The organism is Rhodococcus sp. YH1, assembly GCF_009939605.1.
In the GTDB taxonomy this organism is placed as follows: Bacteria; Actinomycetota; Actinomycetes; order Mycobacteriales; family Mycobacteriaceae; genus Rhodococcus; species Rhodococcus aetherivorans.
The window spans coordinates 1-11,324 of record NZ_WVTE01000072.1 but is presented as its reverse complement, the minus strand read 5'-3'; the positions used below and the strand labels follow the sequence as shown (position 1 = coordinate 11,324).

Sequence of the window (11,324 nt, the reverse complement as noted above, 5' to 3'; positions counted from 1 at the left end):
CCTCCACGACCAGGGCGGGAACCGCGCCGTCGTCGCCGGCGTCCGGTACGGACGTCATCGCTCGGTGCTGCGGGTGACCGCAGCGTCGTAGTCCGACCTGCTCGACGCGGTGCAGCACATGCGGGGTGTGACCACCGACCTCGCGATCGAGGGAATCACCTTCGACACCACGCCGGACTATCCCTACGCGATCACCTCGATGGCGCCGATGACATTCCGCGACGGCAGGTGGCACTACGACGCTGCGGTCACCCGCAGCACCGAGCGATGACGTCCGTACCGGACGCCGGCGACGACGGCGCGGTTCCCGCCCTGGTCGTGGAGGAGGTCCGGCTCCGGTTCGGCGGCGTCGTCGCGCTCGACGGTCCCTCGTTCACGATCGAGCCCGGCCACATCGTCGGGTTGATCGGTCCGAACGGGGCGGGAAAGACGACACTGTTCAACTGCATCAGCAGGCTGTACCAGCCGGAATCGGGACGAATCGCCTTCGGGGACAAGGATCTGCTGTCGCTGTCGGCGGACGGGGTCGCGGATGTCGGTATCGCCCGAACGTTCCAGAACATCGGGTTGTTCCCCACGATGTCGGTTGTGGACAACGTGCTGACCGGTGCGTACTCGCGTACCCGGACCGGGTTTCTCGGGGCCGCGCTGGGTCTGCCGATGACCGGACGTGAAGAGCGACGCGAGCGCGACGAGGCATGGGCACTGCTCGAGTCGATGAACCTCGCCCGGGTCGGTCGCGAACCGGCGGGCACCCTTCCGTACGGGACGCTGAAACGGATCGAACTCGCGCGGGCGCTGATGCAGCGTCCGAAGTTGCTGATGCTGGACGAACCCGCGAACGGGCTCATCCACGAGGAGGTGCTCGAACTCGCCGAGACCGTCCGGCAACTGCGTGACGAACGAGGATTCTCGGTGCTGCTGGTCGAGCACCACATGGCGATGGTGATGTCGATCTCGGACCGCGTCGTCGTGCTGAACTTCGGGCAGAAGATCACGGAGGGGCTTCCGGCCGACGTGGCCGCGCACCCCGAGGTCGTCGAGGCGTACCTGGGGGGTGCGGCGTGAGCCTGCTGAGCGTCGAGGGGCTTTTCGCCTGGTACGGAAGTGCAGAAGTTCTGCACGGCATCGAATTTCAAGCCGAGAAGGGCGCGGTGACGGTGGTGCTCGGCGCGAACGGTGCCGGCAAGACCACCATCCTGCGGGCGCTGTGCGGCATGGTCCGCACTCGTGGCCGGATCGAATTCGACGGCCGGGACATCGCAGGCATGCGCACCGACAGGATCGCGCGTCTCGGGATCGCGCACGTTCCGCAGGGCCGCGGCACCTTCGGCGACCTGACGGTCGAGGAGAACCTCCGCATCGGAGGGTACGCGGCCGCCGTCGCCGACACCGACCGGGCGATCGAGCAGTGGTACGACTTCTTCCCCCGGCTGCGGGAGCGGCGTCGGCAGCAGGCCGGCGGACTCAGTGGCGGCGAGCAGCAGATGCTCGCCATCGCCCGGGCCCTCGTCGCCGCACCACGGCTGCTGCTGCTCGACGAGCCGTCCCTCGGCCTGGCCCCCCGCATCACCCAGGAGGTGTTCCGTGCGCTGAGCCGCATCAATGCGGAGATGGGGACGACAGTTCTCGTCGTCGAGCAGAACGCGCACCTGGCCCTCGACATCGGGTCGTCCGCGGTGCTCGTCGACGCCGGTCGCATCGTCGCCCAGCGTCCCGCCGCCGGTCTCGCACACGACGAGTCGGTGCGACGCGCCTACCTCGGCTACTGAGCACAGGAGTGAGTCATGCACGTCTTTCTTCAACAATTGGTAGACGGGCTCACGTGGGGCGCACTGTACGGTGCGTTCGCATTGAGCATCGTCCTCGTCTACCGGGCCTCCGGGATCGTGAACTTCGCGCAGGGGGAGATGGCGATGTTCGCGGCGTTCTTCGCGTGGCAGTTCCACCAGTGGGGTGCGCCGCTGTATGTCGCGATCCTCGGGGCGATGGCGGTAGCGTTCCTCATGGGCGCCGTCACCGAGCGGGTGCTGATCCGGCCGCTGGCGGGCTCGCCGAACCACATGCCGCTCGTCATCATCACTCTCGGACTGATGCTGGTCCTCAACAGCGCGGCCGGCTGGATCTGGGGTGTGCAGAGCAGGGAATTTCCGTCGACGGTGTCCGGACCGGTGGTGACGCTGGGGACGGTGGCAGTCTCGCGGCAGTCCCTCGTGATCGTCGGCGCGGTCGTGGTTGTCGCGGCGCTGCTGTTCCTCCTGTTCCAGCGTACCCGTGTCGGCCTCGCGATGCGGGCGGCCGCCGGAAATCCGGATTCCGCTGAGCTGGTGGGTATTCCGGTAGGTCGCATGCTGATGATCGGCTGGGGATTGGCGGCGGCGATCGGCGCGCTCGCGGCGTCGCTCGCGGCCCCGCAATTGTTCCTCCAGCCGAACATGCTCGTCGCGTCGCTGATCTACGCATTCGCTGCCGCCGTTCTCGGCGGATTGGACAGTCCGGTCGGCGCCCTCGTCGGCGGATTGTGCGTCGGTGTCGCGGAGAACCTCGCCGGTACGTACATCGAGTGGATCGGCCACGACTTCAAGCAAGCCGTGGCACTGGTCCTCATCCTGGGGGTGTTGCTCTTCAGGCCGGAAGGTCTCTTCGGTGCGCGGAAGGTGGCGCGGGTATGAAAGTCCTCGATATGCTCCGCCGCCCCCGCGCCGAACTCGACGCACCGGTGTGGCTCCGCCGTACCACCGTTGCGGTGGTGCTCGTCCTCGCCGCGGTCGCACCGCTCGTCTCGGCGCCGTACGTCAACTTCGACCGTTCCATGGTTCTCGTGTACGTCGTGGTCGGACTCGGCCTGAATCTGCTGACAGGCAACACCGGTCAGATCTCCCTGGGCCATGGCTTCTTCTTCGCCGTGGGCGCGTATCTCAGTGCGGTGCTGATCGAGAACCATGGTGTCGCCTATCCGGTGGTGCTCCCGCTCGCCTTCGCGGTCTGCTATGTGGGCGGATACCTGTTCGGGCTGCCGGCGCTGCGGCTCCACGGCCTCCAGTTGGCGCTCGCCACACTGGGTCTCGCACTGGTGACCCCCGCCGTGATCAAACGCTTCGAGCACGTGACCGACGGTCAGGCGGGCATCAACGTCACCGCGGCCGAGGCACCCGTATCCTCCGGTCTCGATCGCGACCAGTGGGTGTACTACCTGTGCCTGCTCGTCGCCGCGCTGACCTATCTCGTGGTGCGCCGGCTCTCCGCCGGCCGCATCGGGCGATCGCTGATCGCGATCCGTGACTACGAGGCCGTGGCGACGACCCTCGGTATGCCGGCCACCCGGACGAAGACCACCGTGTTCGCCCTCAGTGCCGCACTCGCCGGCGTCGGCGGGGTGCTCTACAGCTTCGTCGTCCAGTACGTCGGCCCGGAGGCCTTCGGGCTGCCGCTGGCGATCGCGTTCATCACCATGATCGTGGTCGGAGGTCTCGGTACCGTGCCCGGTGTCGTGTTCGGCGCCTTCTTCGTCGTCTACGTCCCGCAGTGGACTGCTGAACTCAACCAGTCGGCGGCCGGCATCACCTACGGCGCGGCGTTGATCCTGTTCATCTTCGTACTGCCCTACGGCTTGATCAGTCTGGTGCGGTGGGGGCTCGCGCCGCTCGTGGCATGCATCCCGGGTCGTCGCAGCGACGGGGGACGGTCCGAGGGCACAAAGGACCCGGGACTGGAATTGGAACCGGTGGCCACCGGCTGAACTGCCCGGACCACGACCGGCGACGGACGGGCACCCTCGATCAGGATCTAGGGTGCCCGTCCGTCGCTGCGGTGTTAGTGGTCTCCGGCTGTCGCCCGGTGCGATCGGTACCGAAAAAGCCCGCCTGGCCATGTGGCCAGGCGGACCCTTCCGGCTCAGCGATCGGCGAAACGGGAACCGAGTTCGTTCACCTCGGACAGTCCGATGAACCCGGTGAACTCGTCGAAGGAGGGCAGGCGCGACAACGCCGCCGCCGGGGTCCCGTCGCGCACGATCGTGGCCAGGAAGTCCTGGATCGACCTCGTAGCGGCCAGCAGCGCGCCGATCGGGAACAGCACAAGAGCGAATCCCAGCTCGCCCAGCACATCCAGCGGCACCGGCGGAGTGCGCCCGCCTTCTACCCAGTTGAACACCAGGCGATGTCCCTTCAACCGGGTCGCCACCGCACGCACCTCGTCGATGCTGGCCGGAGCCTCCACGAACAACAGGTCGGCGCCGGCGTCCGCGTAGTGCAGGGCGCGATCGATTGCCGCGTCCAGCCCGTCGACGGCCGCGGCGTCGGTCCGAGCGATGATCAGGAGGTCCGGATCGGTGCGGGCCGCGACGGCCGCCTCCAGCTTGGCCACCATGTCGGTGACCGGGACGACCGCCTTGCCCTCCATGTGGCCGCATCGCTTGGGAGCGACCTGATCCTCGAGCTGGATGGCCGCGACGCCGGCCCTCTCGTAGTCGCGGACGGTGCGAATGACGTTGAGAGGGTTGCCGTACCCGGTATCGGCATCGGCGATCAACGGGACGTCGACGGCAGCAGCCATGCGGCGGGCGTTGTCGGTCATCTCCGTAGCGGTGAGCAATCCGACGTCGGGGCGACCGAGCAGACTCGCAGAGGTGCCGAAGCCGGTCATGTACGCCGCATCGAACCCGGCGGCCTCGACCAGGCGCGCGGACAGGCTGTCGTAGGCCCCCGGCGCCAGGACCGGTGCCGCGCTGTCCAGCAGTTGGCGCAGCCGTGGTCTGGTAGGGGTCGGTGATCCGAGAAAATCTGACATGGAATCGCTTTCGATCACGTGGTGAGGTGGCGTGGATTGGCGACGCGCAGACGGGCCATGACCGCTGTCGAGACGGCTCGACGCACAAGGGGGTCGGTGTACGAGAGCGTTCCCCGGTGAAGCGCGGTTGCGAGCTCGGCCTCGGTGGCGCAGCCGACTTCGGTCAACAGGTCCCCGAGCACGGTGCTGTCGCCGGAGTCGAGTTCCCGACGCGCCGTGCCCAGGAGGTTGACGCAGATCCGCAGCAGGTAGCGCTCCCGGTCCTGCGTCCGGTCGAGTGCCGGACCGATTTCGTCGGTGAGCGTCCAGGAGACGAGCTCGAGAATCTCGGCCAGGCTCGGGCGGTCGTGCAGCGACTCGGCCGGCGGAGCAGGTGCCGCCGGTGGCTCGTCGTCGAGCAGATCGAGGATCAGGAGCAGGTCGTATTCGGATTCGCAGACCCGGCGGCCGATCGCGGCGAGTTCGAGCGAGCGCTCGGCGCCGCCGAAATGCCGCTGCGCCTGGAACCGGCTGAGCACCAGCCACCGCAGGGTGCCGTAGGTCTCCCACCAGTGCAGCTCTGCCGTCGAAGGCCGCTCACCCGTCGCCTTCTCGTAGCCGTCGAGCAACTGCTCGCGGGTCCCCACACCGGCGACCGGGAGTTCGGCACCGAACCGCCATGCCCGGACGCAAAGCCATCCGAGGTCCTCGATCGGATCGCCCAGATGGGCGAGCTCCCAGTCGAGGACGCCCCGGATTCCGGTGTCGTCGACCAGAAGGTTGCCGAGGCGGAAGTCGCCGTGCACGAGAGTGGCCGGTCGGCGCGAAGGCCGATGGTCCCGAAGCCACCGCAGCCCGATTTCGACCGCCGGGCGCGGGTCGTCGAGAGCCCGATAGACGGACTCGAGCACGTCGATCGGGTCTCTGGTGTCGAGCATCGTGAGGGCTCCGACAGCGCTGCTGTGGATCTGTCCCAGCACGAATCCCATCTTCTCGGCCAGCCGCTCCCGCATTTCGGCGAGCGCCGGATCCCGTTGGATCTTCCGGGGAATCGACTCGCCGGCCACTCTTTCCATCAGCAGGAAGGGGGCATCGATGCCGGGGGCGGTGTCACCGCTGGCAAGGACAGCGGGTACCGGCACACCGGCGGCGGCGGCGGCGCGCAGGCATGCCGTCTCCGCGCGCATCCGCTGTGCGTCGCCGTGCCCGGGGGGATCACGCCTGAGGACTACGGGCAGGGGGTTGCCCGCGGCATCGGTTGCCTGCGCCGACCACACCTCGCGGCTCGCGCCGCCGGTCAGCTGTCGGGGTTCGCCGACCGAGACGTTCTCGCCGCGCACCTCGATGAGGATTGCTCGGATCCCGTCACCCAGTGACGAGGAAGCCTCGGTCACAGCCACGGCGCCGCGCCCGGGTCGCGCAACAGTTTGCGAGCTGTGGACATGCGGTGGACCTCGTCGGGGCCGTCGTAGATGCGGGCGTACCGGGCCTGCCGATACATCCGCTCCAACGGCGTGTCGGCGGTCAGCCCGAGCGCTCCGTGCACCTGGATGGCGCGGTCGACGACGTCGTGCAGCATCCGTGCACACCAGAACTTGACGAGCCCGATCCGGATGCGTGCATCGTCGCCGGAGTCCATCGCGCGGGCGGCATCGAGTGTCATCAGCCGGGCAGCGTGGATCTGCGCGGCGGATTCCGCTATGTACCGGTGGACCTCGCCCTTCTCTGCCAGGAGAGAACCGTGCACGTAACGGGTGTTGGCCCGCTCGCACATGAGCTCGTAGGCTCGCTGTGCCTGACCGAGCCAGCGCATGCCGTGGAAGATGCGGCCGGGCCCGAGGCGGTCCTGTGCGACGGCGAACCCCTTGCCGCGCTCGCCGAGCAGGTTCTCGGCAGGCACCCGCACGTCGGAGAGACGGACTTCGTAGTGGTCGCTGGGATCGTGGCCCATCGTCGGGATCGAGCGGAGGATCTCGAAACCGGGGGTGTCGGTCGGAACGATGATCGCGCTGATCCGGGAGTGGCGGGGCACGTCCTCGGGCTCGGAGCGCGCGAAGACGGTGCAGTAGCCCGCATCTTTGACCCCCGTCGTGAACCACTTGTGCCCGTTGAGGACCCAGGTGTCCCCGTCGAGCTCCGCACGGGTGGTGATCAGGGTCGGATCGGAGCCGGCGACCTCCGGCTCCGTGAGTCCCACCGAGGGCAGGAACTCGCCGGCGACGAGCGGCGGGATCCATCGTTCCCGCTGTTCCTCGGTGCCGTGCTTGCGCAGCATCAAGGTGTCCTGCATGGACACGGACCCGACGGCGAGCTGCCCGAACTCGGACCGGCCGATGATTTCGTTGAGGTATACGAAATCGAGGAACTGCACACCACCACCCCCGACGTCCGCCGGGTGACCCAAGGCCCACAGACCGAGCTCTTTTGCCTGCGTGCGCAGCTGATCGAGTGCCTTGCGGGCGTCGTCGTCCTCGCGCGCGAGGACCGGCTCGGCAGGAATCACCTGGTTGTCGATGAACGAGCGCATGCGGGCGCACAGGTCTGCGATGTGGCCCTCGGGATGATTGGTGGTCATGCCCCGTTTCCCTTCGTTGTCGTGTCGGTCGTCTCGTGCAGCGGTCGGATGGCGGCGGAGTCGACGTACTCGTCGATGCGGGTGATCCGTCCGTCCACGACCCGGACGAACAGTGCGGCAGGCACTTCGAGCGGACCGTGTCCCGGCAGGGCCCCGCGCACCACGTGCTGCTGTACGAAGCCGTCCGGAACCGCGTCGCGGCGGACGTCCTCGTAACGGAAGTCCTCGAGCGTGCGGGTGAGCCAGCGCAACACGCGCAGGTTCTCCTCGACGGTCTGCTCGCGGCCGTCGTCGTTGTGCCAGATGCGCGCGTCCGGCGCATACAGGTTTGTCAGTGTGTCCACGTCACCGGCTCGGACGGCGGCGAAGAATCGGTCTGCGAGATCCAACATGCGAAGGTGGTTCTCCTCGGTGCTGCGGATGGGATGTCAGGGGGAATCGGATTCCAGTCCCAGGGCGCCCAGGCACATCTGGTCGAGGGTGCTCAGCAGTGCCTCTTCGTCCGCCGCCTCCCCCTGGATCAGCCAGAGGTAGAGGGTGTGATCGACCATCGCGGACATCGCGCGGGCGGCGAGTACCGGGTCGAGCGACTGCCGGACGAGTCCCTCCTGTTGCCAGCGGGCGATCGCCCGGGAAGTCCGTTCGATGAGCTGGGAGCGGTGCTCGTGGCGCAATTCCCGGAACTCGTCGTTGATGGTCGCGACCTGCTCGACGATCGCCATCAGCCGTGCATTGCGCCGATAGGCCTTGTAGTACGAGCGATTCGCCGCGACGAGCCGTGCCGCGGGGGACAGGTCGGGATCGGTCGGTTCGCGGCGGTGTACATCCTTGAACAGGCGGGTGCTCAGTTCGCGGAAGATGTGTTCCTTCGACTCGAAATACCGATAGAAGGTGCCATAAGCGACGTTGGCTTCCTGGGTGATCTGCTCGACCCGGGTGTCGGGGAATCCGACGGTCTCGAATACGGTGCGCGCCGCGTCGAGCAGGGCGTCACGAGTCTTCCGCCCCCGCGCCGTGAGGGTCTCGACCGGCGCGGGTACGGACGGGGTGTTGACAGATGACTTGGCCACGGTCAGACTATCCCCGAAGGTGACATGACTGTCAAGTCATCTCGTACCCCTTGTTCTCTGATTCTCTCCGTTTCCTGCCCGGATTTCTCCGAATCAGTGCCCGAAAGGATTGCAGTGACCACATCGAATTCGAAGTTCGAACTCCGCGGGATCAATCACCTCGCCCTCGTCTGCTCCGACATGAAGCGGACGATCGACTTCTACTCGGGAACCCTCGGCATGCCCCTGGTGAAGACGGTCGAGCTGCCCGGGGGACTCGGCCAGCACTTCTTCTTCGACTGCGGGGGAGGCAACACCCTCGCGTTCTTCTGGCTCGAGGACGCACCCGATGCCGCCCCCGGCGTTGCGGCGCCGAAGGGCCGCCCCGACGAGGGGGAACTCGCCAGTGCGGTCGGATCGATGAACCACGTGGCCTTCGCTGTCCCACCGGAACTGTTCGGCGAGTACCGCGCACGGCTGCAGGCGGACGGTGTCGAGGTCAGCCGCGTCCTCAACCACGACGACAGCCCGTCCGGCGTGGCCAAGGAGGTGCACGACGGCACCTTCGTCCGATCGTTCTACTTCCAGGATCCGGACGGCGTCCTCCTCGAATTCGCCTGCTGGACGCGCGAGTTCACTCCGGAAGACGTCGTGCACGAGCCGAAGACCGCGGCCGACCGCCGCACGACCGGCGCCTCCTGACCGACGGCCGAAAGGACAATCGACATGCCCCGCCTCCGTGAAGTCCCTCGTGCCGAGGTGAACGACGAAAAGATCCTCTTCTTCTACGACCGGCTGTTCGGCGCCGACAAGGACCCCGCCGTCGACCACGGCACCATTCATGCCACGCCGGGCGACTGGTGGACGGTGTTCGCACAGTCTCCGGCCGTGTTCCGGCATGCCGTACGGGGCTTCGCGTTGTACCGCAACGCAGGTCTCGACCCGCTGCTGCGCGAGCTCGGTCAGGGCAGGGCCGGGTACGCGCGCGGGAGCCAGTTCGTGTTCTCCCAGCACTGCAAGCAGATGCGTTCTCTCGGGATGTCCGAAGAGAAGATCGCTGCCCTCCCGCACTGGCAGATCAGCGACCGGTTCTCGGAGCTCGAGCGCGCCGTGCTCGCCTACACGGACGGGCTCGTCCTCGGTGGCGGCCGGGTGCCCGACGAGGTGTTCGCCCTGCTCCGGGCTCACCTGTCCGACCAGGAGATCATGGAACTCACCTACATCACGTGCATGTACGACATGCACGCTACGATCTGCCGCGCGCTGAAGCTCGAGTTCGACGACAGACCCGAACCGGTCGAGGAGGTCCGGATCCCGGACGGCGTCCATGTCTCCGACCTCTCCGCCGATCTGGCCGGCGAGTAGCGGCCGTTGCATCGTGCGCGCTGCGGTTCTCTCGCGCCCTTCGTCGGACCGGTTGTGGGTTGTTCGACGGCGCAACCGGTCCGGCGGCGCCGCGCACCGCGAGGCGGTGAGCGGGTCGTCGTCGGGATCTCGGACGAACAGCATGCCGCCGTCGATGAGCACGGATTGGCCCGTCATGTAGTTCGAGTCGGGGGCCGGCCAGGTAGAAGACGAAGGCTGCCACGTCCTCACCGGTGGAGACGCGACCGAGGGTGATGCCCTCGGCCATGGCCTTCATCGACTCACCCTCACCGACATCGTTGATCGCGCCGAGCCCGGTGCGGCCGCTCGGGGTCTTCCGGTCCTCAGCCGTTCGCCGCATCGGCGAACCCGAGCACCACCTTCAGCACCACGTGCAGCGCGGGATTGGTGTCGTCACGCCGCCACGCCACGCGTAGGTCGACGTCGGGGGTCGACTCGTCGAGCGGAACGAAGACGACATGGGGATCGGTGACGTTGCTCGCCACGGACGCCAACGTCAGGTGGCACCCGACCTCGGCGCTCACCAGCGCCAGGGCGGTCTGCGTATCGGGGGCGACCTGGACGACGTCGGCAACGAACCCGCCCGCGTGCGCGAGCCGCCGCAACCGGTCGGGAAGCACCGCACCCTCGTGCGGCGGGAGGGAGACGAAGCTTTCCGCGGCAAGCTGGGCAATCGACAACCGGCGCGCGCCGGCCAGCGGGTGGGTGTCGGGCAGCGCGACGACGAGGGAGTCCGGCATCACGACGCGCGCGGAGATCTCGGCGGGGATGATGTCCCAGCGGCCCAGTGCGATGTCGGTGTCGCCGTGCACGAGTCTCGTCATCGCCGGCTGGGCGAAGTTCTGGCTGGAGAGCTCGAGTCGGATGCCCGGCCGCTGGGATCGCACCACGCGGGCGAGCCGGGCGACGAGCTGGTGGGTCGACACGCCGGCGAAGGCGATCCGGACGAGGCCGACATCGCCGTCGTCGGCCGCGCGCACCGACGCCTCGGCACGGCGCAGAGCGTCGAGCACTTCCTGCGCGGGACCGACGAGGGCCTCTCCGCTCGCGGTGAGTTTCACCGACCGGGTGTTGCGATCGAACAACACTGTGCCGAGTTCGCGTTCGAGCTGTTTGATCGTGCGGCTCAGCGGGGGCTGGGCAACGTGGAGTCTCTCGGCGGCCCGTCCGAAGTGAAGCTCTTCGGCGACGGCCAGGAAGGCCCGAAGCTGTGCGATGTCCACGACGCTCACCTCTCCGATCGAGATCATTGCGATTCTGATATCTCAGAACGACCAATTAAGTATTGGACTGATCATAATGGCGACGCCATAGTGATTACATGCACATCACCGACCAGGAAGTTCCCGACGACGTCTTCGTCGACATCCTCAAGCAGGTCCGCGAGTTCATCCGCACCCGCGTGGTGCCGCGCGAGGACGAGATCGCCGACACCAACGCGATTCCGGACGACATCCGCACCGCCGCCAAGGAGATGGGCCTGTTCGGGTACGCCATCCCGCAGGAGTGGGGCGGGCTGGGCCTGAACCTGGCGCAGGACGCCGAGC

The 11,324-nt window shown here is 67.5% G+C and carries 14 protein-coding genes; 8 read left to right on the top strand and 6 right to left on the bottom strand.

Features of this window, described 5'->3' with window-relative positions:
- Positions 1 to 127: 127 nt before the first annotated feature.
- The 5 genes from AIIKEEIJ_RS07445 to AIIKEEIJ_RS07425 are packed head-to-tail and all read left to right on the top strand — an operon-like array spanning position 128 to position 3,739.
- Positions 128 to 271, top strand: coding sequence for a hypothetical protein (locus AIIKEEIJ_RS07445; RefSeq protein WP_238406242.1), 144 nt, complete (start codon positions 128 to 130; stop codon positions 269 to 271).
- Positions 268 to 1,068 carry an ABC transporter ATP-binding protein gene (locus tag AIIKEEIJ_RS07440; RefSeq protein ID WP_006935204.1) on the top strand — a complete coding sequence of 267 codons (801 nt, stop codon included), beginning with the start codon at positions 268 to 270 and terminating at the stop codon, positions 1,066 to 1,068. The genes AIIKEEIJ_RS07445 and AIIKEEIJ_RS07440 overlap by 4 nt, the downstream gene beginning before the upstream one ends.
- A complete protein-coding gene (locus AIIKEEIJ_RS07435; protein WP_161995327.1) occupies positions 1,065 to 1,772 on the top strand; it encodes an ATP-binding cassette domain-containing protein in 708 nt (235 codons plus the stop codon). Before AIIKEEIJ_RS07440 ends, AIIKEEIJ_RS07435 begins: the two co-directional genes overlap by 4 nt.
- 15 nt (positions 1,773 to 1,787) lie before the next feature.
- Positions 1,788 to 2,672 (top strand): branched-chain amino acid ABC transporter permease, encoded by an 885-nt coding sequence (locus tag AIIKEEIJ_RS07430; RefSeq protein ID WP_006935206.1) that lies wholly within the window; start codon positions 1,788 to 1,790, stop codon positions 2,670 to 2,672.
- Positions 2,669 to 3,739, top strand: a complete 1,071-nt coding sequence (locus AIIKEEIJ_RS07425) for a branched-chain amino acid ABC transporter permease (RefSeq protein ID WP_161995326.1) — start codon at positions 2,669 to 2,671, stop codon at positions 3,737 to 3,739. Before AIIKEEIJ_RS07430 ends, AIIKEEIJ_RS07425 begins: the two co-directional genes overlap by 4 nt.
- 155 nt (positions 3,740 to 3,894) lie before the next feature.
- Here the strand turns inward: AIIKEEIJ_RS07425 and AIIKEEIJ_RS07420 are convergent, their stop codons facing one another.
- The 5 genes from AIIKEEIJ_RS07420 to AIIKEEIJ_RS07400 are packed head-to-tail and all read right to left on the bottom strand — an operon-like array spanning position 3,895 to position 8,412.
- A complete protein-coding gene (locus AIIKEEIJ_RS07420) occupies positions 3,895 to 4,788 on the bottom strand; it encodes an isocitrate lyase/PEP mutase family protein (RefSeq protein ID WP_006935216.1) in 894 nt (297 codons plus the stop codon).
- A 14-nt stretch (positions 4,789 to 4,802) separates the two neighbouring features.
- Positions 4,803 to 6,161 carry a phosphotransferase family protein gene (locus AIIKEEIJ_RS07415; RefSeq protein ID WP_006935217.1) on the bottom strand — a complete coding sequence of 453 codons (1,359 nt, stop codon included), beginning with the start codon at positions 6,159 to 6,161 and terminating at the stop codon, positions 4,803 to 4,805.
- Positions 6,158 to 7,342 (bottom strand): acyl-CoA dehydrogenase family protein, encoded by a 1,185-nt coding sequence (locus tag AIIKEEIJ_RS07410; protein WP_202916705.1) that lies wholly within the window; start codon positions 7,340 to 7,342, stop codon positions 6,158 to 6,160. Before AIIKEEIJ_RS07410 ends, AIIKEEIJ_RS07415 begins: the two co-directional genes overlap by 4 nt.
- Entirely contained in the window at positions 7,339 to 7,734 is a 396-nt protein-coding gene (locus AIIKEEIJ_RS07405) for a nuclear transport factor 2 family protein (protein WP_006935219.1), read from the bottom strand. The genes AIIKEEIJ_RS07410 and AIIKEEIJ_RS07405 overlap by 4 nt, the downstream gene beginning before the upstream one ends.
- 36 nt (positions 7,735 to 7,770) lie before the next feature.
- A complete protein-coding gene (locus AIIKEEIJ_RS07400) occupies positions 7,771 to 8,412 on the bottom strand; it encodes a TetR family transcriptional regulator (RefSeq protein WP_161995325.1) in 642 nt (213 codons plus the stop codon).
- 114 nt (positions 8,413 to 8,526) lie between these two features.
- On the opposite strand from AIIKEEIJ_RS07400, the gene AIIKEEIJ_RS07395 reads away from it, so the two are divergent.
- Entirely contained in the window at positions 8,527 to 9,093 is a 567-nt protein-coding gene (locus tag AIIKEEIJ_RS07395) for a VOC family protein (RefSeq protein ID WP_006935222.1), read from the top strand.
- 24 nt (positions 9,094 to 9,117) lie between these two features.
- Entirely contained in the window at positions 9,118 to 9,756 is a 639-nt protein-coding gene (locus tag AIIKEEIJ_RS07390) for a carboxymuconolactone decarboxylase family protein (RefSeq protein WP_161995324.1), read from the top strand.
- A gap of 344 nt (positions 9,757 to 10,100) precedes the next feature.
- Here the strand turns inward: AIIKEEIJ_RS07390 and AIIKEEIJ_RS07380 are convergent, their stop codons facing one another.
- Positions 10,101 to 11,000 (bottom strand): LysR substrate-binding domain-containing protein, encoded by a 900-nt coding sequence (locus AIIKEEIJ_RS07380; RefSeq protein WP_161995328.1) that lies wholly within the window; start codon positions 10,998 to 11,000, stop codon positions 10,101 to 10,103.
- A 98-nt stretch (positions 11,001 to 11,098) separates the two neighbouring features.
- On the opposite strand from AIIKEEIJ_RS07380, the gene AIIKEEIJ_RS07375 reads away from it, so the two are divergent.
- A partial coding sequence (locus AIIKEEIJ_RS07375; protein WP_161995323.1) for an acyl-CoA dehydrogenase family protein occupies positions 11,099 to 11,324 on the top strand: 226 nt, incomplete at its 3' end.